Annotated in this window: 24 protein-coding genes; 23 read left to right on the top strand and 1 reads right to left on the bottom strand. The window is 63.5% G+C overall.

Going from position 1 to position 25129, the window contains the following annotated elements; all coding sequences use genetic code 11:
• Positions 1–139: 139 nt before the first annotated feature.
• The 16 genes from GD606_RS03690 to GD606_RS03615 all read left to right on the top strand — a co-directional run bounded on the left by GD606_RS03690 (position 140) and on the right by GD606_RS03615 (position 16668).
• Positions 140–1882, top strand: coding sequence for a glycosyltransferase family 4 protein (locus GD606_RS03690; RefSeq protein ID WP_163300587.1), 1743 nt, complete (start codon positions 140–142; stop codon positions 1880–1882).
• Positions 1869–2708 carry a 16S rRNA (adenine(1518)-N(6)/adenine(1519)-N(6))-dimethyltransferase RsmA gene (gene rsmA / locus GD606_RS03685; RefSeq protein ID WP_163300586.1) on the top strand — a complete coding sequence of 280 codons (840 nt, stop codon included), beginning with the start codon at positions 1869–1871 and terminating at the stop codon, positions 2706–2708. Before GD606_RS03690 ends, rsmA begins: the two co-directional genes overlap by 14 nt.
• Positions 2709–2952: 244 nt before the next feature.
• Positions 2953–3225: an HU family DNA-binding protein gene (locus GD606_RS03680; protein WP_163300585.1), complete on the top strand. Its 273-nt coding sequence runs from the start codon at positions 2953–2955 to the stop codon at positions 3223–3225.
• A 24-nt stretch (positions 3226–3249) separates the two neighbouring features.
• Positions 3250–3432 (top strand): hypothetical protein, encoded by a 183-nt coding sequence (locus tag GD606_RS03675; protein WP_163300644.1) that lies wholly within the window; start codon positions 3250–3252, stop codon positions 3430–3432.
• Positions 3433–3611: 179 nt separating this feature from the next.
• Complete coding sequence (gene rpsU / locus GD606_RS03670; protein WP_163300643.1) at positions 3612–3812, top strand: 30S ribosomal protein S21; 201 nt, start codon at positions 3612–3614, stop codon at positions 3810–3812.
• Positions 3812–4258 carry a GatB/YqeY domain-containing protein gene (locus tag GD606_RS03665; RefSeq protein ID WP_163300584.1) on the top strand — a complete coding sequence of 149 codons (447 nt, stop codon included), beginning with the start codon at positions 3812–3814 and terminating at the stop codon, positions 4256–4258. The genes rpsU and GD606_RS03665 overlap by 1 nt, the downstream gene beginning before the upstream one ends.
• Before the next feature lie 22 nt (positions 4259–4280).
• Positions 4281–6647 (top strand): endonuclease MutS2, encoded by a 2367-nt coding sequence (locus GD606_RS03660; protein WP_163300583.1) that lies wholly within the window; start codon positions 4281–4283, stop codon positions 6645–6647.
• 57 nt (positions 6648–6704) lie between these two features.
• Positions 6705–8426: a DNA primase gene (gene dnaG, locus GD606_RS03655; protein WP_163300582.1), complete on the top strand. Its 1722-nt coding sequence runs from the start codon at positions 6705–6707 to the stop codon at positions 8424–8426.
• Entirely contained in the window at positions 8419–10185 is a 1767-nt protein-coding gene (gene rpoD / locus GD606_RS03650; RefSeq protein ID WP_163300581.1) for an RNA polymerase sigma factor RpoD, read from the top strand. Before dnaG ends, rpoD begins: the two co-directional genes overlap by 8 nt.
• 220 nt (positions 10186–10405) lie before the next feature.
• Positions 10406–10774: a preprotein translocase subunit YajC gene (gene yajC, locus GD606_RS03645; protein WP_163300580.1), complete on the top strand. Its 369-nt coding sequence runs from the start codon at positions 10406–10408 to the stop codon at positions 10772–10774.
• Between the two features lie 127 nt (positions 10775–10901).
• Entirely contained in the window at positions 10902–12503 is a 1602-nt protein-coding gene (secD, locus tag GD606_RS03640) for a protein translocase subunit SecD (RefSeq protein WP_163300579.1), read from the top strand.
• Between the two features lie 365 nt (positions 12504–12868).
• Positions 12869–13648, top strand: coding sequence for a DUF4198 domain-containing protein (locus GD606_RS03635; protein ID WP_163300578.1), 780 nt, complete (start codon positions 12869–12871; stop codon positions 13646–13648).
• Positions 13649–13714: 66 nt separating this feature from the next.
• Entirely contained in the window at positions 13715–14323 is a 609-nt protein-coding gene (cbiM, locus tag GD606_RS03630) for a cobalt transporter CbiM (protein ID WP_163300577.1), read from the top strand.
• 59 nt (positions 14324–14382) lie between these two features.
• The gene (locus GD606_RS03625; RefSeq protein ID WP_176629193.1) at positions 14383–15138 is read left to right on the top strand and encodes a NikL family nickel/cobalt ECF transporter subunit; all 756 of its coding nucleotides are present in this window, start codon (positions 14383–14385) and stop codon (positions 15136–15138) included.
• An 8-nt stretch (positions 15139–15146) separates the two neighbouring features.
• Positions 15147–15908 carry a cobalt ECF transporter T component CbiQ gene (gene cbiQ, locus GD606_RS03620; protein ID WP_163304055.1) on the top strand — a complete coding sequence of 254 codons (762 nt, stop codon included), beginning with the start codon at positions 15147–15149 and terminating at the stop codon, positions 15906–15908.
• A 22-nt stretch (positions 15909–15930) separates the two neighbouring features.
• Complete coding sequence (locus GD606_RS03615; RefSeq protein ID WP_163304056.1) at positions 15931–16668, top strand: energy-coupling factor ABC transporter ATP-binding protein; 738 nt, start codon at positions 15931–15933, stop codon at positions 16666–16668.
• A 301-nt stretch (positions 16669–16969) separates the two neighbouring features.
• Here the strand turns inward: GD606_RS03615 and GD606_RS03610 are convergent, their stop codons facing one another.
• Positions 16970–18046, bottom strand: a complete 1077-nt coding sequence (locus GD606_RS03610) for an AI-2E family transporter (protein ID WP_163303903.1) — start codon at positions 18044–18046, stop codon at positions 16970–16972.
• Between the two features lie 43 nt (positions 18047–18089).
• On the opposite strand from GD606_RS03610, the gene GD606_RS03605 reads away from it, so the two are divergent.
• From GD606_RS03605 to GD606_RS03575, 7 genes are all read left to right on the top strand, one after another.
• The gene (locus GD606_RS03605; RefSeq protein WP_163303902.1) at positions 18090–19109 is read left to right on the top strand and encodes a rhomboid family intramembrane serine protease; all 1020 of its coding nucleotides are present in this window, start codon (positions 18090–18092) and stop codon (positions 19107–19109) included.
• A gap of 135 nt (positions 19110–19244) precedes the next feature.
• Positions 19245–19748, top strand: a complete 504-nt coding sequence (locus GD606_RS03600; RefSeq protein WP_163303901.1) for a PH domain-containing protein — start codon at positions 19245–19247, stop codon at positions 19746–19748.
• A gap of 68 nt (positions 19749–19816) precedes the next feature.
• Positions 19817–21361 (top strand): sensor histidine kinase, encoded by a 1545-nt coding sequence (locus GD606_RS03595; protein WP_246298953.1) that lies wholly within the window; start codon positions 19817–19819, stop codon positions 21359–21361.
• 4 nt (positions 21362–21365) lie between these two features.
• Positions 21366–21974, top strand: a complete 609-nt coding sequence (locus GD606_RS03590; RefSeq protein ID WP_163303900.1) for a hypothetical protein — start codon at positions 21366–21368, stop codon at positions 21972–21974.
• Positions 21975–21981: 7 nt separating this feature from the next.
• Positions 21982–23409, top strand: coding sequence for a sigma-54-dependent transcriptional regulator (locus tag GD606_RS03585; RefSeq protein WP_176629192.1), 1428 nt, complete (start codon positions 21982–21984; stop codon positions 23407–23409).
• Between the two features lie 194 nt (positions 23410–23603).
• Positions 23604–24335: an ABC transporter permease gene (locus GD606_RS03580; RefSeq protein ID WP_163302751.1), complete on the top strand. Its 732-nt coding sequence runs from the start codon at positions 23604–23606 to the stop codon at positions 24333–24335.
• 51 nt (positions 24336–24386) lie between these two features.
• Positions 24387–25127, top strand: a complete 741-nt coding sequence (locus GD606_RS03575) for an ABC transporter ATP-binding protein (RefSeq protein ID WP_163302750.1) — start codon at positions 24387–24389, stop codon at positions 25125–25127.
• Positions 25128–25129 lie beyond the last annotated feature (2 nt).

The raw sequence follows: 25129 nt of genomic DNA, 5'->3' as shown, positions 1-25129 counted from the left end.
CAGGCCAGGTAATGCAATATCAAGGCCATAGGCCGAAACGGCCCTGCGCCGCCTGGGAAATCGGGAGATATTTCGCCCCGGGAGGGCCGCACGCCGACGCGCAATTGACATCCCACGGGTTTCGTGGCTTGTGGGGTCCATGCCCGAACCGCGCCTGTGGGGAACCCTCGACCCTTTTCTGGAATCCGGCGACGCCCTGGGCCGCAAGGCGGCCAATGCCGGGTTCCTCGACGCCCTGTTGGACGCCGACCCCTTCGACGCCTACCATTTCTATCTGGCCTCGCCCAAGGACCGCGACGAGCAGGCCAGGATGCTGGGCGACAGGCGGCCCGGCCTCGCGCGGCGGGGAAAATTCAAATTCTTGACGCGCCTGGATCTTCCCGCAGGCCTGCGCCACAACGACTATTTCGCCTTCCACCTCTCGGACTGCATCAACTACCCGGCCCATCTGGCCCGGCTGCGCAACCTCGTCTCCCGGGACATCTTCCCCATCACCTCGGTCACCCATTCCTTGAGCTATGCCGCCTACGGCCGGGATTTCCTCCTGCACCTGTGGCCGGGGGCCACGGCCAGGGACGCGGTGGTGGCCACCTCCCGGGCCGCCGTAGACGCCGTTTTGCAGTTTTATGCCTATCTGTCGCAGGGATACCCCCAGCCGGGGGCTCTCGTCGCGCCCGAAGCGGGGCGGCCCCGGGTCGTGCGCCTGCCCCTTGGGGTGGATGTGGCGTCATTTGCCGTGGCCACGGACCAGGCCCGCCGTGAGGCCCGGGAGATGCTGGGCATTCCCCCCGACGCCACGGTTTTTTTGATCTTCGCCCGCATCTCCCACAGCTCCAAGCTCGATCCCCTGCCGGTCCTCCGGGCCTTTCAGCGGCTTTTGGCGGAGCATCGCCGCACGAACGCAGGCGCGCCGCCGTGCCTGGTCATGGCCGGATGGACGGAAGAGGGCGGGGAGGCCTTCACAAAGGCCCTTACGGACTTGGCCGCTGGCGTCGGGCTGTCCTTCCGCCTGTTTCCCCGTCCGGACGAGGCCCGGAAACGCCGTATCTTCGCCGCCTCGGACGTCTTTTTGTCCCCGGTGGACAACCTCCAGGAGACCTTCGGGCTGTCGATCCTGGAGGCCATGGCCTGCGGGCTGCCGGTGGCGGCCTCGGACTTCGACGGCTATCGCGACCTCGTGGCGCATGGCCGCACGGGGCTTTTGGTTCCCACCCTGGGCCCGGCGGCCACGCCGCTTCTGGACGCCCTGTCCCCCCTGTGCTTCGACAACCACGCCCACCTGATACGCGCCCAGCAGTGCGTGGTGGACGTGCCGCAACTGGCCCGGGCCCTGGCCGATCTGGCGGACGACCCGGCCTTGCGGCGGCAGATGGGCCACAATGGCCGCAGGCGGGTCGAGGCGGAATTCTCCTGGGACCATGTGGTGTCCAGGTATCTTTCCCTGTGGGAGGATCTGCGGCGGGAACCGGTCCCGGATCGCGACGTCCTGCGCGGCACGCCCCATCCCATGCATATTCCCTACGGTCGCGTGTTCCGCGGCCATCCGTCGGCGCTCCTCGACCCGGCCCAGTCGGTGGCGGCCAGCCGGGCCGGGCAGGCGGTCTACCGGGGCCAGGACTTCCCGGTCATCTATCCGGCCCTGGACGCCCTTTTCGACATGGAGACGCTCAAGCGGCTGCTCGTGCTGGCCCGAAATCCCCTGCCGGTCGCCGAACTGGCGGGAAAACTCATGGGGATCGCGCCGGATATGGATGAGGAGCGGGCCGCGTTTTGCATCTTGTGGGCGCTCAAGCATGATCTGTTGGAGCGCGCCGGGGATGCGGCGACGATACGGGATGCGGGCCGTGGGCAGGCTGGGGAGGCGGATCATGGCCCGTCGTGACAAGCGGAGCGCCGTCCCCGGGCCGAGGGGGCCGGGCGAATCCGCTCCCCCCAAGCGCAGCCTGGGGCAGAACTTTTTGGTGGATCAGAATATTTCCCGCAAGATCGTGGCCGCTCTGGACATTGGTCCGCAGGATACGGTCCTGGAGATCGGTCCCGGCCGGGGGGCGCTTTCGGAATGGATCGCCAAGGCCGGACCCGGCCGCTACCTGGCCGTGGAGAAGGATGCGGACCTGGCCATGGCCTTGCCCGCCCGGGCCCCCGGGGTGGGCGTCGCGGCCATGGATGCCCTGCGCCTGGACTGGGCGCGGCTGGCGAGCCTGCCCCGGCTCAAGATGGTGGGGAATCTGCCGTACAACGTGGCCTCGCCCTTGGTGTGGGATCTGTGCGCCGGGGTGGATGCCTTCGAATACGCCATCTTCATGGTCCAGCACGAGGTGGCCCTGCGCATGGCCGCCCGGCCGGGAACCGGGGAGTATGGGGCGCTGACGGCCTGGATGGGGAATTTCGTGACGGTGGACTATCTGTTCAAGGTGCCGCCCACGGTCTTTCGTCCCCGGCCCAAGGTGGATTCGGCCGTGGTACGCCTTGATCCTTTGCCTTCCGGGCCGCGTCCCGAGAGCCTTTCCGGGCTGGCGGCCTTTCTGAAACGGTGTTTCAGCCACCGCCGCAAGCAGTTGCGCCACACCCTCAAGGCCCAGTGGACGGATGATATTTCTCAAATATTTGAAATGAATGGCTATTTACCTTCTTGTCGACCGGAGGAACTCTCGCCGGATTTTTTTCGGATTTTGGCGAAAACCTTGAAAATCCACGGGCCCTCTTGACTTTGGGTTGAAAATGGAGTTCATCTCTTGCCAATTACGCAGACGATGGATTGTGATTTTTTTGTCTCATCGCGTGTCACGTCATTTCCGCCGGGGAGAGGTTGGAATTGGCGGTCTGATTGAAGGGCCGCTGGGTATGGCCTTGCCGGTCATGACATGTTTTTTCAGGAGTGGGAGAGGGGATCGAATCGCGTGAGAGGCCGACGGATGCCGTCGGCGATTCCAAAAGAGGAGGAGAGGACCGATGACCAAGGCTGATCTGGTGGTGAAAATCGCGGAAAAGACCGGGCTGACCAAGGCGAATGCTGAACGTGCGCTGAACGCCTTTCTGGAGTCCGTGGAAGCCACGCTTGTTGCTGACGGAAAACTGACCCTGACCGGGTTCGGCACCTTTGCCGTGGACGAGCGCAAGGCCCGCACCGGCCGTAACCCGCGCACCGGCGCCGAGATCAACATCCCGGCCAGCAAGGTCGTGAAGTTTCGCCCCGGCAAGCTGCTCAAAGACGCCATTCAATAACTCGTGGGAGCCAACATCATGTGGATGATACACGGAGAAACGGTCCAGAGTCCGCTGCCCCAGGATCTGCCCTGGTGGATGCCTGACCATTTCATTTTTTTCAGCGTGCTTTATCTGGTACTGCTCATCATCGGCTCCGGGGTGGGCTACTGCGTCCTGAAGTCCCTCAAGGACGCCACCTGCCAAGAGGCCGGTCACCATCACTGATTCCCGCCGATGTGGCCGGGGCAGCTTTCCAACCCGCCTGGCGACGGCCGGGCGGGTTCTTTTTCTCGTTCCAGACGGATGCAGGGAAAATCCTTGCCTTTTGCCCGGACGGGGAATATGAATTCCGTTTTCCGCCAATCTCTTTAAGCGGAAAGATCGGGCCAGAGGGGGTGAGGTACGTGCCGGGAGTTTTCCTTGAGGATTCCGACAACTTCGACATTGCGTTGCGTCGTTTCAAGAAGCAGGTGGAGAAGGCCGGGGTGTTGTCCGAGTTGAAAAAACGGCAGCATTTCGAGAAGCCAAGCGTCATGCGCAAGAAGAAAAAGGCTGCCGCCAGAAAGCGTCTTCTGAAAAAGATGCGTAAAATCAACATGATGTAATGAATCTTACAGACCGCATTGAAAAAGACTACCTTGCCGCCTACAAGGCCAGGGACGAGGTGCGTTTGTCCGTTTTGCGCATGCTCAAAACTGCGGCCAAAAACCGGCAGGTGGAACTTCTGCGGCCGCTTTCCGACGACGAACTGGCCGAGGTTCTTGCGAAACAGGCCAAACAGCGTCGGGAGTCCATTGAACAATTCGGCCGTGCAGGCCGTGACGATCTTCGGGACAGGGAGGAGCGGGAGCTTTCGGTTCTTAACGAATACCTCCCCACTCCCTTGACCGAGGACGAACTTTTCCGCGAGGTCGACCAAGCCATTGCCGAGCTTGGAGCCCAAAGCGTCAAGGACATGGGACGGGTTGTTTCGACCGTCCTGGCAAAGCACAAGGGCCGGGCCGACGGGAAAATGGTCAGCGACATGGCGCGTTCCCGTCTGGCCGGGTAGCCTACCCACCGCACCGCGCCCCATGGATACACGTTCCCTCCAGCTTTTGGAGTTTCCCAAGGTTCTCGGATACCTGGCGGATTTTGCCGTGTCTGTTCCCGGACGCCGGGCGGCCGTGGCGCTGACGCCTTTGGCGGACTTGGAGCGTTTATCCGAGCGGCAGGGGCTTTTGGCCGAGTGTCTGGAACTGCACCGCGACGCTGTTTTTCGTCTTTCCGAGTTTCCCTCCCTGGACGGGTTGTTCGAGTCCCTCGGCGGCGAGAGCGTCCCCCTGGATCTGGACGCCCTGTTCGCCATCCAGGCCGTACTTATCCAGGCCGGGCAGGCCCGCGAGGCCCTGGCCCCCCGGGAAGCGCCCCGGGGATTTCCGGAAACGGCGCGGCCCCTGTTGCGGCAGATGGCCGAGGCCGCGCCGGTTCCCAAAAAGACCATGGCCGCCCTGGCCCGCTGTCTGGCCCCGGACGGAGGGCTTCGCGACGAAAGCTCGCCCGAGCTTTTTTCCGCCCGGGCCGAAATACGGGCCATCCATCGCCGCTGCACACGCCAGGTCAAGGACTACGTCCAGGAGCAGGGGCTTTCCCCCTTCCTCCAGGACGATTTTATGACCATCTCCTCGGATCGCTACGTGCTGCCGCTCAAATCCAATTTCAAGGGCCGCATCCCGGGGATCATCCACGACTATTCCCAGACCGGCGAGACCTGCTACTTCGAGCCGTTTTTCCTGGTCGAGGTCAATAACCGCCTCCAGGAGCTCAAAAAAGAGGAGCGCGAGGCCGAGGCCAAGGTGCTGGCCACGTTGACCCTGTTGTGCCGCCAGGAATGGGAGGCGCTACTGGCCTCCTACCGGCTTTTGGTCGCGCTGGACGTGCTTTTCGCCTGTGCGGCCCTGGCCGAGGCCACAGGCGGGGTCATCCCCGAGGTGGGGGCGAATGAACCCGTGCGCCTGCCTGGGGCGCGCCATCCGCTTTTGATCCTTGGCCGGGCCGCAGGGGCCGGGGTGGTGCCCCAGGACATCGTGCTCGAACCGCAGCATCGGGCCTTGATCATCAGCGGGGCCAACGCCGGCGGCAAGACCGTGTGCTTAAAGACCCTGGGGCTTTTGGCGCTCATGGCCTTTTCCGGGCTGGCCGTGCCAGCGGCCGCCGGATGCTCGTTGCCGTTTTGGCGCAAGATTTTTGTCTTTTTGGGCGACGAGCAGAGCCTGGAAGACCACCTGAGCACCTTTACGGCCCAGATTCGCCACGTCAGCCGGGCCTGGCCCCAGGTGGACGGGACGACCCTGGTCCTTCTCGACGAATTCGGGGCCGGAACCGACCCGGCCCAGGGCGCGGCCCTGGCCCAGGCCGTGGTGGACGGGCTGCTCGAAAAAAACGCCTGGTTGGCGGCGGCCACCCATTTTCCGGCCCTTAAGGCCTACGGCCTGAGCAAGCCCGGGGTGCGGGCGGCCTGCATGCTGTTCGATCCGGCCGGGAAAAAGCCTCTGTACCGGCTGGCCTACGATCAGGTGGGGGCCTCGGTGGCCCTGGACGTGGCCCGGGAACACGGCCTGCCGGAAGAGATTTTGGAACGGGCCCACCGCTATCTGCTGCTGGAGGGGGCCGACTCCACGTCCATCCTCGACCGCTTAAACGAGTTGGCCCTGCGTAAGCAGGAGGAACTCGACGAGCTTTCCGTACAAAAGGCGGAAGAAAAGAAAAAAACGGCCAGGATACGGGAGCGGTTCGAAAAGCGCCTGGCTTCCTTGCTGGACGAGGTTCGCGAGGCCTCCCGGGAGATATCGCGCAGCTACCAGGAAGGGCGCCTTGGACGCAAACAGGCCCAGAAGGCCCTTGCCGAGGCCGGGAAAAGACTTATTGAGGAACAGGCGGCGACAGACCCAGGCGTGGCGGACGCAGCCAAACCGGCCGTCGCCGACTTCGAAAGCCTGACCCCCGGCGACGCCGTGCATCTGCAAAGCTGGAACAAATCCGGGCGGGTGCTGGACAAAGACCTCAAACGACGGATGCTCAAGGTCGATATGGGAGGGGTGTGCATCTGGGTGGACGCCCGGGATGCGGCTGCCCCGTCGGGAGGCGATACCAGGCCGGGCGGCGGGGGATGGTCCGTGAAATCCGATCCCGAACCGTCCGGAAGAAGTCCTGTCGTGCCCTCCTTCGTTCTCGACCTGCGGGGACGCCGGGCCGATGAGGCCGTGGCCGAACTGGCCGTATTTTTGGATGAGAGCGTCTTAAAAGGCCGTACCCAGTTGGAAATCGTCCATGGCAAAGGAACGGGAGCGCTCCGACGCGAGGTTCACGATTTTTTGCGCGCCTCTCCCCAGGTGGCGTCGTATTGCCTGGCCCCGGCGGATCGGGGCGGCGACGGCATGACCATGGTGGAGTTGGCGTAACGGTTTTGACGGCCGGTCGGAGCCTTTCGGGACGCATCCGGCATGGGACGTGACGGCATGAAGTTTGATTCCTCGGGGGTGGCGGCGGTCAAGGCCAGGGCCGACATCGTCGAGATCGTCAGGCGGTATGTGGATCTGCGGCCCGTGGGCGGGCGGCTGGTCGGCGCGTGCCCCTTCCACCAGGAGACCAAGGGATCGTTCAACGTCCACCCGGAGCGGGGATATTTTCATTGTTTCGGGTGTCAGGCCTCGGGGGACGTGATCGATTTTTATTGCCGCATCAACGGGCTGGAGTTTCGCGAGGGGCTTTCCCGGCTGGCCGACGAGGTGGGGGTGCGCCTGGATTCCGGGCGTCCCGATCCCAGGGCCGGGGAGAAGAAACGCCTGCGGCAGGCCTGCCTGGACATGCACGCCGTAGCCGACGCCTTTTTCCGGCGCTGCCTGGCCTCGCCCGAGGGCAAGGCCGCCAGGGACTACCTGGAACGGCGGGGCATCGTCCCGGAGGTGGCCGCGAAGTTCGGCCTGGGCTACAGCCCCCCAGGCTGGCAGGCCCTTGAGGATTTTTTGAAAAAACAGGGATTTTCCCCGGCCCAGGCGGCCACGGCCGGGCTTTTGTCCAAACGCGAGGACGGGCGGACCTGGGACCGCTTCCGGGACCGGCTGATCTTTCCCATCCGCGACGTGGCCGGGACCGTGGTGGCCTTTGGCGGCCGCATCATGGGGGAGGGCGACCCCAAATATTTAAACAGCGCCGATTCGCCCATATATCGCAAGGGGGACCATCTCTACGCCCTGTGCGACGCCCGGCCGAGCATGGCCAAAAGCCGCCGGGCCATCCTCACCGAGGGCTATGTGGACGTCATCACCTTGCACCAGTTCGGCTACGGCGACGCCGTGGGCGTTCTGGGCACGGCGCTCACCCCGGAGCAGATCAAGCGGCTACTCGGGTTTTGCGCCACGGTGGATCTGGTGTTCGACGGGGACGGGGCCGGGCGCAAGGCGGCGCTGCGATCCGCCGAGATGCTTCTGGCCGCCGGGGCGGCCTGCCGGGTGGCCCTTTTGCCCGAGGGCGAGGACGTGGACAGCCTGCTCCAGACCCGGGGGCGGGAGGCCTTCGAGGCCTGCCTGGGCGGTGCCGACGAGGGGCTGCGCTATTGCTTTCGGGCCGTTTCGGCCATGGCCCGCAAGGAGCAGATCACCTGGGCCGAGGGTTTTTTGGGCAAGGTGGGAGACGCCAATCTGCGGGCGGCCTACGCCCCGCGAGTCGCCGCAGCCCTCGGGCTGTCCGAGGCGGGGTTGCGCGGCGCCCTGGCCGATGCCGTGGTGCGGCGGCAGGCGGCTGTTCCAGCCTCCAGACGCCGGGAGAGCCCTGGGCTGGAGCTTAATCCGCGTGAGCGCTGCATCGTGACCTTCGCGGCCCGTTGTCCTGAGTACGTCCCCGCCTTGCGGGAGCTTGGGGCGGGAGACTATTTATCCGGGCCTGCGGCGCGCTCCCTGTGGGCCCGGCTTGCGGCCCTGGGGGACGGCGACCCCAGACTGGTTTTCGAAGAATTGGAGCTGGACTTCGTGCTGGAGGCCAGACGGCTTGGGGAGCTGACCGACGAGGCGCGCCGGGAGCTTTTCGAGGAGATTTCCGGATTTTTGCGCGCCACCCGGGGGGAGTCGGCCCGGAAGGAACTCATGGAGGCCATGCGCCGGGCCAGGGCCGTGGGAGACACGGGAGAAGAGATGCGGCTATTCGCCGAGCTTAATGCCTTACTTGGGAGGGGAGATGAGTAATCTCAAGGAAATTCAGCAGATCAAGAGCCTCATCGTCAAGGGCAAACAAAAAGGCTTTTTGACCATTGATGAGGTCAACAAGGCTCTGCCTTCCGAGGTCAATAATCCCGAGCAGATCGAGGAGGTCATCTCCATATTCGATCAGCTCGACATCAATATCGTGGATTCGGACAAGGACGCCCGCAAGCTCGACACCCTGACCGCCGAGCCCGACGACACCCCGGACGCCGACCTGGAACTCACCGAGAGCGAAGATTCCCTCGATTATTCCTCGCGCAGCACCGACCCCGTGCGCATGTATCTGCGCGAGATGGGCGCGGTGCCCCTGCTTGATCGCGACGGCGAGGTGACCATCGCCAAGAAGATCGAAAACGGCGAGATGGACGTGCTCTACGCCCTGGTCGAGGTGCCCGTGGCCATCGAGGAGCTGGTCCAGGTGGGCGACGACCTGCGTCTGGGCCGCATGAAGCTCAAGGATGTGGTCAAGACCATCGAAGAGGACGACCCCTCCGAGGACGAGATGAACCAGCGGCAGCGGGTCATCTTCCTTCTGGAGGAGATTCGGGCCATCTATCGAAAAAAGCGCAAGATCTACGGCAAGCTGGACCAGTGCGCCTGTCTGTCCCGGCGGGTCTACGGCATCCAGAAGGAGATCATGGTCTACAAGGACGAGGTGGTGGGGCGTCTGCGGGACATCAAGCTGGAAAAGACCCTCATCGACCGGGTCATCGAGACCGTGGAGGACTACGTGCGGCAGATGCACAACTGCCAGCGTGATCTGTCGGCCTACATTCTGTCCGTGGGCAAATCCCAGTCCGAGATCCAGGAGATTTTCAGCAGGCTCGACCAGCGCAACATCAATCCCGTGCTGGCCGCCGACAGCCTGGGACTGACGGTTGAGGAGCTTTTCTCCTTCAAGGAGATGCTTACGGCCAAGATGGAGATTCTCGTCCGCCTCCAGGACAAGTGCTGCCACCACGTCCACGACCTGGAAGAGGTGCTGTGGCGCATCAAGCGCGGCAACACGGCGGCCCAGCGGGCCAAGCAGGAGCTGATCCGCTCCAACCTGCGCCTGGTGGTGTCCATCGCCAAGAAATACACCAACCGCGGCCTCCAGTTCCTGGACCTCATCCAGGAAGGCAACATCGGGCTCATGAAGGCCGTGGACAAGTTCGAATATCAGCGCGGCTACAAGTTCTCCACCTACGCCACCTGGTGGATCCGGCAGGCCATCACCCGGGCCATCGCCGACCAGGCCCGGACCATCCGCATCCCCGTGCACATGATCGAGACCATCAACAAGCTGATCCGCACCTCGCGCTACCTGGTGCAGGAGCTTGGGCGCGACCCCACCCCGGAGGAGATCGCCGAGCGCATGGACTATCCCCTGGAGAAGGTCAAAAAAGTCCTCAAAATCGCCAAGGAGCCCATCTCCCTGGAAACTCCCATCGGCGACGAGGAGGATTCCAGCCTGGGCGATTTCATCGAGGACAAAAAGGCCCTGGCCCCGGCCGAAGAGGTGGTCAACACCAAGCTCGGCGAGCAGATCGGCAAGGTGCTCTCGGACCTGACCCCGCGCGAGGAACAGGTCTTGCGCAAGCGTTTCGGGCTGGGGGAAAAGTCCGACCACACCCTGGAAGAGGTGGGCAAGCTCTTCAACGTCACCCGGGAGCGCATCCGCCAGATCGAGGCCAAGGCCCTGCGCAAGCTGCGCCATCCCGTGCGCAGCCAGCATCTGCGTTCCTATTACGAAAGCTAGACGAAGCGGCCTGCGGGCCGCTTTTTCTTGGCCGCAGGGCGGATTTGGTTCCGGCAGGCGTTTGTCGGGCTTGGCTTTGCGGCGAAAATATGTTCAAGAACCGTGTTTCGACGTGGTTTGATTCGTGCGGGCCTAGTGTGTTGAACCGTTCCCGCGCTGGAAACCGATTTCCCGGGCCGTGATCCGGCCGCAGGGAAATGCAACCAGGACCGGAGGAAGTATGTTTTTCGACAGCGTGGCCTTCGCCATGGGCGCGGCCCCGGGCGGCGACGCGGCCGCAGGCAATCCCATCGGCGCGTTTTTGCCCCTGATCCTGATGTTCGCCATCTTTTATTTTCTGCTCATCCGTCCCCAGCAGAAAAAGGCCAAGCAGCACAAGGAGCTTCTGGCCAACCTGAAAAAGGGCGACTCCATCATCACCGGCGGCGGCATCTACGGCCGTATTTTTGCCGTCAACGGCGACGTGCTGACCATTGATGTGGGCAGCGGCGTGGAAATCAAGGTCAATCGCGCCTTTGTCTCCGGCCTGGCCGACGGCGGTCCCAAGATCGAGCCCAAGGGCAAGGACAAGGCCAAGGAATCCGAATAGCACAGCTGCGTCGCGGGACGGCCGCGACAGGGGCAGGCGGTCTTGGCCCAAGATCGTCCGTTCCTTTTTTACGGCCGTCCGCACGCTGCCTTGAGCCGCATTTGCGGTGTGAAGGAGAGGCGCACTCATGACCGGAAGCTTGCGTTGGCGCGTGGCGCTCATCGCGGTGGTCGTTTTTTTCGGCCTTTTGTATATGCTGCCCTCGATCCCGGGGGTCAAGGAATCGGCTTTGGGCAAATTTTTGCCCGACGACGAGGTGAGCCTTGGGCTGGATCTCAGGGGTGGCATCCACCTGACCCTTGGCGTGGATGTGAACAAGGCCGTGCAAAACTCCCTGTCGCTCATGGGGCGTGACGTCCGGGAACAGGCCCGCGAGGACGGCATCGCCGTGCTGCGTCCGGGGATGACCGACGGCAAGCACCTGGACTTCGTCCTGGCCAAAATGGACCAGCGCGAGGCCCTGGACGCGATGCTCAAAAAGCAATTCTCCATCCTCTCCGTGGTCTCCACCGAGACCGTGGAGGGCGACAAGCTTTTGTACAAGCTGCAATTCACCCCGGAATATCTGGATTACCTGGAAAAGCTGACCATTGATCAGGCGGTCAAGACCATCCGCAACCGCATCGACGAATTCGGCGTGGCCGAGCCGGACATCCGGCGGCAGGCCGGCGGCCGCATCCAGGTCCAACTGCCCGGCCTCCAGGATCCCGAGCGGGCCATCAAGATCATCGGCCGCACGGCCCACCTGGAATTCAAGATCGTGGACGACGAGGCCGATCCGGACAAGGCCGCCAAGGGCATCCTTCCCCCGGGCCGGGAATTGTCCACCATGCGGCACCGCAACAACGACGGCACCTTCCTGGATCGTCCCATCGTGCTCAAGGCCGACGCGGTCATGACCGGCGAATACATCTCCGACGCCCGGGCCAACTTCGATTCCAACAACCAGGCCTACGTGTCCCTGACCTTCACCCCGCGCGGCTCCAAGCTTTTCGAGCGGATCACCGCCGACAACGTCAAAAAGCGCATGGCCATCGTGCTTGACGGCAAGGTCTATTCCGCCCCGGTCATCCAGGAAAAGATCAGTGGCGGACGGGCCAGCGTCACCGGCCGGTTCTCGACCGACGAGGCCCGGGATCTGGCCATCGTGCTGCGGGCCGGTTCCCTGCCCGCTCCGGTGAACATCCTTGAGCAGCGCAGCGTCGGGCCCTCCCTGGGCCAGGAGTCCATCGAAAAGGGCGTCATGGCCGCCCTGATCGGCGGCGCGCTGATCATCGTGTTCATGATCGTTTACTACGGATTCGCCGGGCTGGCGGCCGATGTGGCCCTGGTGCTCAACATCATGCTCATCCTGTCCGGGCTGGCGGCCTTCGGGGCCACCCTGACCATGCCGGGCATCGCGGGCATCATCCTGACGCTGGGCATGGCCGTGGACGCCAACGTCATCATCTACGAGCGCGTGCGCGAGGAACTCAGGCGGGGGCTTACCCCGCGCATGGCCCTGGACGAGGGGTATTCCCGGGCCACCCTGACCATCTTCGACGCCAACATCACCACCATCATCGCCGCCGTGGTGCTGTACGAGTTCGGCACCGGCCCCATCCGGGGCTTCGCCGTGACGCTGATCCTGGGCATTGTGGCCTCCATGTTCACGGCCATCTTCGTCACCCGGACCATCTTCGACATCTGGATGCGCCGCCGCCCCCCGGGAGCGGCCATCAGCATCTAGGTTCCTCCGCAGACTGTCTCACGGGCCTCCTTCGGGAGGCCCTTTTTTTTATGCCCGGTCCGGCCCACATGCCAACCGTCCCGGCCCGCACGGCGTCGCCTCACCCGTTTTCCGATTCCATTGACAATATCCTGGGGGGAAGATAGGAATTTCGCAGTATACGAAACTGGATTTGTGGTGTGTTTGTTGGCATGAATTGATGTATAGCATCTTTAGGTGATGCGTTAATTTCTGTGTTTTCGCCGAGAAGCAGGTCGTTTTTCCTGGCGCGTGGCCGGGAGAAACGTGCGGCGGGTCGCGATGGGGCCATGGGGCCGCCGGATGCAGGCCTTTCCGTCAAACAGGTTCGACGCAAGGAGAAACGGATGATTCGCAAGACACTTCTGTGGTGCGCGGCGGTGGTTTTCATTTTCGCCCAAACAGCCCAGGCCCATTTCGGCATGGTCATCCCCTCGGCCGACCATGTCCTGGACAAGGGCAAGGAGACCGTGACCCTGACCGTGGCCTTTGCCCATCCCATGGAGGGAAACGGCATGGACCTGGTGAGTCCCAAGGAATTCGCCATGGTCGAGGGTGAGACCAAAACCGATCTCAAGTCCGCCCTCAAAGAGATCAAATTCCTGGACCACAAGGCCTGGCAGGCCTCCCAGGCCCTGAAAAAACCCGGCGTTTATTCCTTTTACATGGTTCCCGAGCCCTACTGGGAGCCCGCCGAGGACTGCTTCATCCAGCATTTCACCAAGGTGGTGATTCCGGCCTTTGGCGAGGAAGAAGGCTGGGACAAGCCCCTGGGCATTAAGACCGAAATCGTGCCCCTGACCCGCCCCTTCGGCAACTATGCGGGCAACGTCTTCCAGGGCAAGGTGTTGCTTGACGGCAAACCCGTCGCCGGATGCGCCGTTGAGGTCGAATATTACAACAAGGACAAAAAATACGCCGCCCCCAACGACTACATGGTCACCCAGGTGGTCACCACCGACGATGCCGGCGTGTTCACCTATGTGGCTCCCTGGTCCGGCTGGTGGGGATTTGCGGCGCTCAACACCGCCTCTGAAAAGATTGCCCACGACGGCCAGGACAAGGACGTGGAGCTTGGCGCGGTGCTGTGGACGTATTTCGTGGATCCGGCCAAGGGAAAGAAGTAAAAAACGTCTGATTCTCCGGCCGCCTGGGATCACGGGCGGCCGGGGATGTTTTGTGGAGGAGGGGGCATGCATATTTCGGAAGGGGTGTTGTCGGCGCCGGTTTTGGGGGTCGGAGCGGTGCTGGCGGCCGTGGGCACGGCTGTCGGCCTCAAGCGTCTGGATTATGACCGACTCATGACCGTGGCCATCCTTTCCGCCGCTTTTTTCGTGGCCTCGCTCATCCATGTGCCCATCGGGCCGTCCAGCGCCCATCTCATCATGAACGGCCTTCTGGGGGCGCTTTTGGGCTGGGCCGCCTTTCCGGCCATCCTGACCGGGCTTTTGCTCCAGGCGGTGCTCTTCCAGTACGGCGGACTGGCCGTACTGGGGGTCAACGCCTGCGACATGGCCTATCCGGCCGTGGCCTGCTTTTACCTTTTCCGGCCGCTTTTACGGTCTACCGGCAAGCGGCGCGCCGTGGGGGCCTTTTGCTGCGGTTTTTTCTCCGTGCTTTTCTCGGCGCTTCTGACCGCGGTGGCCCTGGAATTTTCCGACGAGGGCTTTTTCGCGGCAGCCAAAATCCTGGTGGCCGTGCATCTGCCCATCATGGTCGCCGAGGGGTTGATCACGGCCATGGTGGTTTCGTATCTGGCGAAGACCCGGCCCGAGTTGTTGCGGGGCGAGGTGGCCCGGTGAGCCGTTTTTCGGCGCAAAGCATCCAATGGCCGACTGCCCGGGGCGGCCTGGGAGGGAGCATGAATCACGCGGCGTTTTACTGGTTGCGGACGGTTTTGCTGGCGTTCGTCGTGGCGATGGGGGTCGTTCCCAATGCCTCGGCCCACCGGGTGAACCTCTTTGCCTACGTCGATGGCGGCAGGATCGTCACCGAGTCCTGGTTCAGCAAGTCCAGCCGGGTGCGCGGCGGCCTCATCGAGGTCTTCGACGCGGCCACGGGGGAGAAGTTCTTCTCCGGAACCACCGACGACCAGGGCCTGCTTTCCTTCGACATCCCGGCGGCCGCCCGGGCCAAAAAGGCGGATCTGCGCATCACCCTCAAGGCCGGAGAGGGCCACGCCAATGAGACCATCCTCAAGGCCGAAGAATATCTGAACTCCCCAGTGAGCATCGCCCCGGCAGCGCCTGAACCGGTTTCGTCCGCAGACCCTGCAAAGGCCCCGGCCGACACGCCGGTCGCGGCGAACGACATCCCTGCGGCCGCACCGTCAGCCCCGATTCCCTCCCCACCGGCCTCCTCCGGGGCGGCAACGGGAACCCCCGTAACCACCGCAACCCCGGTTCCGCCCCAGGCCGCAACTCCCGCCCCGGTTTCGCCCGATCCCGCCCTGCTGGCCGCCATGGACAAGATGCTCGACGCCAAGCTGGCCCCGGTCAAGACCCTTTTGGCCGAAGCCATGGACCCCGCGCCGTCCATGACCGAAATCCTCGGCGGCATCGGCTGGATCTTCGGCCTCATGGGCGTGGCCGCCTATTTCAAGAGCCGGAAGGGATAGCCGCCCCGGTGCTTGACGAGCCCTTTGCCCGGGGGGATTCCTCCATCCATCGCCTGGACCCCCGCTATCGGGTGGCCATGGTCTTTTTTTTCACCGTGGCCGTGGCCCTGTGCCGCCATCTGGCCGCCCCCCTGGCGGGCCTTGGGGTAGGCGTGATCCTCATGGCCCTGGCCCGGCTCGATCCCCTGGCCGTCGGGCGCAGGCTTGTGGCCGTCAATTTTTTCATCTTCTTTCTCTGGCTGGTCTTGCCCTTTTCCCTGCCGGGAACACCCGTCCTCACCCTTGGCCCTCTGACCGCCACCCGCGAGGGGCTGGCCCTGGCCCTTCTGGTCACGGTCAAATCCAATGCCGTGGTCTGCGCCTTCCTGGCCCTGGCCGCCACCATGGACGCCCCGGTTTTCGGGCAGGCCCTGGGCCGTCTGGGCGTTCCTCCCAAACTGACCTTCCTGTTCCTTTTCACCTATCGCTACGTCCATGTCCTGGCCGACGAATATTCCCGGCTGCGCGTGGCCGCCAAGCTACGCGGCTTTCGCCCGAAAACCGGCCTGCATACCTACCGCACCGTGGCCAATCTTTTGGGCATGGTCCTGGTGCGCGGCTACGACCGCTCCCGGCGGGTCTATGAGGCCATGGTCCTGCGCGGATTTAACGGCGCGTTCTATACCCTGCGCCGGTTTTCCGCTGCCCCCCGTGACCGGGCGTTTCTTGCGGCCATGGTCGTCTGTCTGGGGGCCATTGTCGCCCTGGAAGCCTTTTCCCCCCACTTCTGACACGGCAGCCATGGAGACGCGCATGGATCAATCACGGCCACCGCTTCTGGAACTTCGCCGGATATGCTTCACTTATCCCGGGGCGGTGCGTCCCGTGCTCGACGCCATGGACTTCTGCTTTCAATCCGGAGACCGCATGGGCCTCTACGGCCCAAACGGCAGCGGCAAGACCACCCTGCTGCATGTGATCATGGGCCTTTTACGTCCCGCCTCGGGGGAGGTGTACTTTGACAACGCCCCGTGCCGCGTGGAAAAAGACTTTGCACAGGTGCGCCGCAGCATCGGCCTTCTGCTGCAAAACGCCGATGACCAGCTTTTCAACCCCACGGTTCTGGATGACGTGGCCTTCGGGCCCCTGAACCTTGGCCTGTCCCCGGATGAGGCCCGCGCCCGCGCCGTCGAAACCATGGATTACCTTGGCCTCTCCGGTTTCGAGGACCGCCTGACGCATCGTCTGTCCGGCGGCGAGAAAAAACTGGTGTCCCTGGCCGGGGTGCTGGCCATGCGGCCCAAGGCCCTGCTCCTGGACGAACCCACAAACGGCCTGGACCCGGAAACCCGCGACCGGATCATCGCCATCTTAAATAACCTCGAAACCTCGCTTATCGTCATCTCCCACGACTGGGACTTCCTCGACCAGACCACCTCGACCTTCCTTACCATCCAAAACGGACGCATGGTCCGCGAAGATGGCCACGCCTTCCATACCCACGTGCATAGCCACCGCTTCGGCGCCCAACCCCATCGTCATCGCCCGTAAGGGGGGGAGAGGTGAGGGGAGGAGGGAGGGGAGAGCGGGGGCGCTGCCCCCGCACCCCCGGCAGGGGCCTAAGGCCCCTGCACCCCGTAACGTGCGGCCCCCTGGCAGGCGCTTTAGCGCCTGCCAGGGGGCCGCAAAGTTTCGGGTTCAGAGGCTTTGACACCTGGCCGGGAGCCGCGTTTCCGGGCGTTGACCAAAGCTGCGCAGCAGCCCGGCCAACGCCCGGTGACGGGGGGGCCGGGGGGAATGATTCCCCCCGGGCGGGGCCCGGGGCGGCAGCCCCGGTGGTCTCGCCGGTTGTTTATTCCTGGCTGTCGAGGTGTTGGCGGTAGGCTTCGGAGTAGATGGAGAGCATGACCATGGCCAGGCTGACGATAAGCGGGCCGTAGAGCAGTCCCAGGGCGCCGTAGTATTTGATGCCGCCCAGGATGGAGAGAAAGACGTAGAACATGGACATGTTGGAGCGGCCCTTGAGCAGGAGCGGGCGCAGGATGGAGTCGATGCCGGAGACGATGATCACGCCCCAGGCGGCGAGAAAAAGTCCCCATTCCCAGTCGCCGACCAGGGACAGGTAGAGGGCGGCGGGTATCCAGATGATGGCCGTGCCGATGACCGGAACGAGCGAGGTGAAGCCCATCATGAACCCCCAGAAAAGGGGCGGAATGCCGACAATGTACAGGCCCAGGCTGCCGGCCAGCCCCTGGCACACGGCGATGAGAAAGCTGCCCATGACCACGGAGCGGGAGATGTCGCCGAACTGCCGGATGATCCGGTTTTCCTGTTCCTCGCGCAAGGGGAGCAGGTATTTGATGCGGGCCAGCATGGTTTCGCCGTCGCGCATGAGAAAAAACAGGATAAAGACCAGGATGCAGAAATTGATGGTCAGTCCCAGGGCGTTGCCGAGCAGGGTGGTCCCGGCGTCGAGGATGATCTGGCCGGACTGCTTGGAGAGTTCGATGAGGTCGGACTGGAGATCGATTTTCGAGGGATCGAGGAGGGGGACGTGGGTTTTGAGCCAGTCCAGGTACGGGGCCAGATGTTCCTGGGAGAGCAGGGATTCCAGGTCGTTTTCCACAAGCCAGGATTGAACCGAGGCCAGGGTCTGCATGCCCTGGTTGAGCAGCGCCCCGGTGAGCACCAAAAGGGGCACGATGATCAAAAAGACCACCATGGCCACGGTGGTCAGGGCGGCGGGCCCGCCGCGGCCGCCCATCTTGTCGCGCAAGGCCCGGAAGACGGGGTGGCACAGGGTGGCCAGCACCGCGCCCAGGACGATGAGGTGGACGAAGGGCCGCAGAACGATGTAGGCCAAAAAAAGTGAGCAGGCCAGGGCGATCATGAAAAACAGGGTGGAGAATCGGCGTGGGCTTGTATCCATGTCGGGTACATAGCAGAGACGCAAGCGCGGGTGAAGCGGACACGTGGAAGGCGAAGGCGGCGAAAAGGGGCGTCATGCCCTGGGCGAGGCGTTGGGAAGGCTTGGGCGCAGGCTGTTTCCCCGGCGTGAGGCGCAGCGGGACATCACCGGCGAGGTGTTCGAGGACGGCGCCCCGGGCGTGCCCGAGGCGCGCGCCCGGGAATGGGCGCTGGTCTTGAGCGCCCGGGGTGTGCCGCATGGGCTTTCCCGGGACGGGGCATTGTGGCGGATTCGAGTGCCCGTGCGGCACGCGGCCCAGGCCGTGGAGGAGATTCGGGCCTACATCCGGGAGAATCGCGCCGACGAGACCGGCGCGTCGCGCCTGCCGCGGCCGATTCCGGCCCGGGGCGTGGCCTGGGTCATGGCCGGGCTGTGTTTGCTCTTTGTCTTTTTGATCTCCGACCCCGTGGTCTTTGGCAAGCGCCTGAATTTCACGCGCATGGGCGCGGGGGATACCGGGGCGATGCTGTTTTCGGGACAGTGGTGGCGGGCGGTGACCGCGCTGACCCTGCATGCCGACATGGCGCATCTTGTGGGCAATGTGGCCGTGGGCGGCCTTTTCATGGCCTTTTTGTGCCGCGAGGCCGGGGTGGGCACGGGTTTTTTCCTGGCCTTGGCGGCAGGCGCGGCCGGGAATTCTCTGAAAGCGGTGGTCCAGGGGCCGGGCCATCATTTTCTGGGCGCGTCCACGGCGGTTTTTGGGGCGTTGGGGGTTCTCGGAGGGCTGCGCACCCTGTGCGGCATGCGGGGGCTGTCCCTGCGCCAGGCCGCGCCGTTTGCGGCCGGGCTGATGCTTCTGGCCCTTTTGGGGGCCGGTGACGAGGAAGGCGGCGACAAGATCGATCTGGCGGGCCATTTCTTTGGCTTTGCAGCGGGGATGCTGCTGGGGGTTGCGGACGGGGCGCTCAAGGCCCGCAAGCGGCGTCCCGATGGACCGGCGGTCGACAGGGCGCTTGGCGGGGCGGCGATGCTGGCGGTGCTTCTGTCCTGGGTGTCGGCCTGGTACGGATGGTCATGGCGATGAGGAACGGGTAAGGAACGCTTTGCCATTTGCAGGCATATGGGGTAGCTCTTTTTTTTCGACGCGTCGGCCCAAGCCGGAAGCGTCTTTTTTTCGGGCCGTGCAGGCATGGCGCGGCCGGGACAAGGGAGATACGGGATGAGCCTGAACCGTCTGGTGTACGAGGGCGAAGAAATTCGCTTCCGCACAGGGAAACACTGGGTCGTTTTCGCCAAGGCCGCCATCTTTTTGCTGCTGGCCGTCGCCGCCTGGTCCAGCGAGGACATGTTGCGGGGGCTTTTGACCTTCAAGGCCCCGGAGGAAATAGAAAAATTTTTGCCCCGCATCATCAGCGTCACGATCTGGGTCATCCGCTACAGTCTCTTTTTCATCTTCGGGCTCATGGCCTTTTTACGCCTGTTCTCCTTTTTCACCCTCCGTGTGGCCGTGACCCCCAAGCGGCTCATCTGCGACGACGCCGTGTTCGGGTCGTTCTCCATGGATCTGACCAAGATCGAATCGGTCAAGTCCGAGCCGGGGCTTTTCGGCGGACTTTTCGGATACGGCAAGGTGGTGCTTACCGCCACGAGCAGCCAGCGCCTGATCGTGACCAATTTGAACCGTCCCCATGTCTTTGAAAAGGAACTGTTCGCGGCCAAATAGGCGCGCGGCAGCGAGATCGCGCGTTTTTTTGAAAACGGCGCGGTCGGCGGTCACGACTTTCTACCGGCATGATGCGGTTACTTCGCAATCTGGTCGCGGCCCTGGTCGGCGACAGGGGCGCGCGGCCCGGGAAAACCGGCCGCAACGGACAACTGGTCATGCATCCCAATCGACGTCAGATCGGCCGCCTGGGCATTCTCTTCAAACTTTTTTTCGTGTTTTCGGTCATCCTGGCCATCAGCTATTTCACGACATCCACCCTTTTCATCTCCATCCGGGACACCGTGGACATCACACGGGATATTGTGAAAGTGCGTTTCGAGGTGTTATCCATCTCCCAGCGCATGATCGATAGTCTGTTGTCCATGGAGGAGAACCAGAAAAAATATCTGCTGCTTCGCGAGGACGAATATAAAAAATATTTTCTGGCCGCCCTCCAGGAATACCGCAACGCCATCTGGAGCATCCTGTGGTTTCGCTACGACGGATTCGCGGTCTGGGAGGGCCTGCACGAGGAATTCAAGGCGGAATTTCCCGATCTGGCGGTGGGGGCGGAGCTCACCGGGCAGGGGTGGGTTCCCCAGGCCAAGCTCAATCGCTGGATGGAGATCATCCTGGCTGCCCGCCGGGACAACGAGCGGGTCATCGAGACGGGGATGCGCGACCTGTACGTGTTGAGCGAACAATCGGTCAATCGCGGGGTGACGGGGCTGGTGGTGTCCGTGGCCGTGGGGCTTTTGGGCATCGTGTATCTGGCCTTTTCCGTCAGTCGTCCGTTGCGCGAGCTCAGGCGCGGCATCCGGGCCTTTACCGTCTCCGGCAAGCTTGAGCCGGTGCGGGTGTTCTCCACGGACGAACTGGGGGAATTGGCGGCGGCCTTCAACGAAATGACCCTGCGGCTTCGGGATGAAGAAAAGATGCGCACGGATTTCATCGACATGCTCAGCCATGAGATCCGCACGCCCCTGACCTCCATCCGGGAGTCGGTCAGCCTTATCAAGGAAAACGTCTTCGGCGAGGTCAACGAGCGCCAGAAACGGTTTTTGGACATCGCCGGGGATGAACTGGAGCGCATCTCCAATCTGCTTGCCCGGCTCATGCGCGTCTCCAGCATGGCCTCGCAGATCGTGGACATCATTCCGACCCCGGTGTCGCCGGGAGAGATGGCCGAGGATGTGCTCGAAAAGGCCTCGCCGTCCGCCGAGGCCAAGGGGATCCGGCTGGCGTCCCGGATGGGGGGGCATATCCCGCTGATCCTTTGCGACGAGGAACTTCTGGGCCAGGCCCTGCTCAATCTGGTGGGCAACGCCATCAAGTATTCCCCCCGGGACTCCACGGTGACCGTGGGGCTGGAGATGGCCGACGGCGGCAACAAGGTGCTCATCAGCGTCGCCGACGAAGGGCCGGGCATCCCCGAGGAGGAGCAGCAGTATGTGTTCAATAAATATTACCGGGGCGCACGCACCAAAAAGACCACCGACGGCATCGGCCTGGGCTTAAATATCGCCAAGACCATCGTCGAGGCGCATGGCGGGGATATCTGGGTGACCAGCCGGTCTGGCGCGGGATGCACATTTTTCTTTACAATTCCAGTGGGCGGGGAGAGAGGATAAGGGCGTGGATATCCAGTGTCGCAGTGGAATGCGGATCGTCCTGGCGGCTGTGGCCGTCGTGGCTGTCGGACTGTTTTCGGGGTGCGCCCCGGGCGCCTCGCCGCCCCCTCCCGTGACGGCATCGCCGCCGGTCGCCCCGCAATCCCGGGAAGAGACGCCGCGCCCGGCGGAAGATCCCAGATATCTTGACGCCGTCTCGGCGTTTCAAGGCGGCGACGTGGAGCGTGCCGCCTCCCTCTTTGAGCAGGTCAGCCAGGCCGCCCTGGACGAGCCGTCCAGGCGCAGGGCCCTTTATGGACTGGCCTGCGCGAGGCTGGCCATGGCCCAGGACGAGAAAGAACTGGCGAAGGCCAGGAGCCTGTGGGAAACGTGGCGGGCCGAGTCCCCCCCCGGCGGCGACGGCGAGGATCCCAAATTCATGGCCGGGATTTTGTCCCAATACCGCCCGGCGTTTCTGCTCAAGGACATAAAGGCCGCCTGCGACAAGGAATGCGACAAGCGGCTTTTGGAAAAGGAAGAGGAAGTCCGGCGGATCATCCAGCGCCAGGTTCAGGCCCTGGAGGAGATCCACCGGGAGATTCAGGAAAAAAAGAAAGGGCTTTCCAATTACTGACGTGACCATGAATAGCGCCGTCCGCGAAGGAAAACACGTCCTGGTGGTGGACGACGACCCGCATATCCTGGAGGTGCTCGACGCCAGGCTGGCCTCGGCGGGATATCTCGTCGTGCAGGCCGCAAGCGGCGAAGAGGCCCTGGAGCGGCTGAAGACCGGGGTCGTGGATCTTGTCATCTCCGACATCCGCATGCCCGGCATGGACGGTATGAAGCTTCTGGAATTCATCGAAAAGCTCCATCCCGGCCTGCCCATGATCCTGTTGACCGCCCACGGCAGCATCTCCGGCGCGGTGGACGCCATGAAGCACGGGGCGGTGGATTACCTGACCAAGCCGTTCGACGGCCGGGAGCTTTTGGCCAAGGTGGCCTCCGTCCTGGCCAAGTCCGGCCGCCGGGAGGAAGCCCGGGGCGGACGCGTCGTGTCGTTTGTGGGCGAAAGCCAGGCCATGAAGGAACTGGCCGCCCTGGTGGACCGGGTGGCCCCCCGCGACGTCAACGTGCTGGTGCTTGGCGAATCCGGCACCGGCAAGGAACTGGTAGCCCATCTGATCCACGAAAAAAGCGCCCGCCACGCCGGGCCGCTTTTGATCGTGGACTGCGGCTCCACCCCGGCCGGGCTTCTGGAAAGCGAGCTTTTCGGGCATGTCAAAGGGTCGTTCACCCATGCCGTCAAGGACAAGAAAGGGCTCATCGAACAGGCCCACCAGGGAACCCTTTTCCTGGACGAGATCGGCAACATCAGTTCCGAAATGCAGGTCCGGCTGTTGCGGTTTCTGGAAAACCACAAGATCCGGCGCATCGGCGACGTGCGCGAGATACAGGTGGATTGCCGGGTCATCGCCGCCACCAATGCCGACATTTTTCAGGAGGTGGCGGGCGGCCGGTTCCGGGAGGATCTGCTGTACCGCCTGAAGGTGGTGACCATCCATGTGCCGCCGTTGCGGGAGCGCCGGGAGGACATTCCGGGGTTGGCCGAGCATTTCGTCAGTGATTTCTGCCGCAGGCAGGGCATTCCCCTGGTGGCCCTGCACCCGGATACGGTTTCGGCGATTTTGGCCTATTCCTGGCCGGGGAATGTGCGCGAACTCAAAAACACCCTGGAGGGCGGGGTGGTGCTGTGTTCCGGCGGGACGCTGCTTCCCGTGGACCTCCAGCTCCCCCTGCCGGGGGCCCGCGCCTCGGCCTTCACCCCGTTTGCGCCCGCCCCCCCCGCTCCAGCGGCCCCGGCGCCGTCCGCGCCCCAGGCCCCGGAGGGCAACCAGTCCCTGTCCCTGGAGGAGAGCGAGAAAAAGGCCATCATCCGGGCCTTGGAGGAATCGGGCTGGGTGCAAAAGGATGCCGCGCCTCTTCTGGGCGTCAGCCGCCGCGCCCTGAACTACAAGATTCAAAAATACGCCATCGAGATCCCCAGACGCCGGGCCGGGAGAAAATAGGCCGGATTGTTGCGGCGCCGGGCGGGCGGCGGTGGGCGCAGACGCCGATTCGGTCACGGTTTCATGAAAGTCGGACGGCGAAACCGCGAAAACCGCATATTACCTATTACATACGGAATTTTTTTTTGATAAGCTTTGTTCGGACCTGAACACGCTTGGCGTCTTCGCCAGCCAAAACCACTCCGGGATGTTCCATGGCCACGGGCAAAACCGCCTCCGCCTTCTTCGACACCGGCGGGAAGAAGATTTCCCGTCAGGTCGTCTTGCCCTTTCGCAAGTCTCTGGAAATCAGCATCAAAAGCATCAAGGTGCGTTTTTTTCGGTCCATGATCACCGTGGTCGGGCTCATTTTGGCCGTGGCCTTTCTGGGCTTCGTGCTGGCCGGGGCCGAGGTGGCCACGGGCCTGTTGCATTCCGGCGACCCGCAATTGCGCAATGTTCTGGTCAAGGCCGGTTACGACCTGCCTGCCGAGCCCCCTGTGGACGCCGACGGCCGGGCCCTGCCCGAGAGCGTGGGGACCGGGGCCAAGGAGCGTTGGATCGTCATTTTGTCCCTTCTGGTCTGCACCGTGGGTATCGTCAACGCCCAACTCATGGCCGTGACCGAACGCTTTCGGGAGATCGGCACCATGAAATGCCTGGGGGCCCTGGACAGCTTCGTGCTGCGGCTGTTCCTGCTTGAGGCGGGCATGCAGGGATTCGTTGGGGCGCTCATTGGTGCGGTGTTCGGGGCCGTGGCCGCCCTTTTGGCCGGACTTGCGCGTTTTGGCCTGGCGGCCCTGGTCTGGCTTCCGGTGGGCGGGTTGGCCATATCCGTCGGGGCGGCCATCGTGGTGGGATTCATCTTGAGTCTGGCCGGGGTGGTGTATCCGGCCGTGGTGGCCGCCCGGATGCGGCCCATCGAGGCCATGCGCGTTCAGGAATGAGGCTGACCCGGCGCGTCCGGGGACTCAACAGGCGTTTTTTACGGGGGGCGGATGGATACGGGACACAACATCGTCCGGGTTTCGGAAGTCACCAGAACCTTTCGGATGGGCGCCCAGGTGGTGCAGGCCCTCAAAGGCGTGGATTTAAGCATCCAGGCCGGGGAATACCTGTCCATCATGGGGCCGTCCGGCTCAGGGAAGAGCACGCTGTTCAACATGATCGGCGGCCTGGACAAACCCTCTACGGGCAAGGTGTACATCGACGAGGTGGACATCGCCCAACTCGACGCCTACGAACTGGCCTGGCTGCGCAACCGGAAAATCGGATATATTTTCCAGACCTTCAATCTCATCCAGGTCATGACCGCCCTGGAGAACGTCACTCTGCCCATGGTCTTCGCCGGCATGTCCAACGACGAGTCCGTGGAGAAGGGGTTGGAGCTTCTGGGATTGGTGGGGCTTCGCGAGCGCCACGCCCACAAGCCCAACGAACTCTCCGGCGGCCAGCAGCAGCGGGTGGCCATCGCCCGGTCCCTGGCCAACACCCCGGCCATCATCCTGGCCGACGAACCCACCGGCAACCTGGATTTGAGCACCGGCGAGGAAATCATCGCCCTGCTCAAGCATTTGAGCAGCGAACGCGGGGTGACGGTCATTTCCGCCACCCACGACCACAAGATGCTGGCCGTCTCCGATCGGGTGGTCTGGATTCGCGACGGCCGCATCGACAAGATCGAGAGTCGCGACCAGCTCAACATCTCCGTGGGCGCCATAAGCTCCAAGGACGCATAGGC

It is taken from the genome of Desulfolutivibrio sulfodismutans DSM 3696 (genome assembly GCF_013376455.1).
In the GTDB taxonomy this organism is placed as follows: domain Bacteria; phylum Desulfobacterota; class Desulfovibrionia; order Desulfovibrionales; family Desulfovibrionaceae; genus Desulfolutivibrio; species Desulfolutivibrio sulfodismutans.
This window is presented reverse-complemented; position numbering and strand designations above follow the sequence as displayed.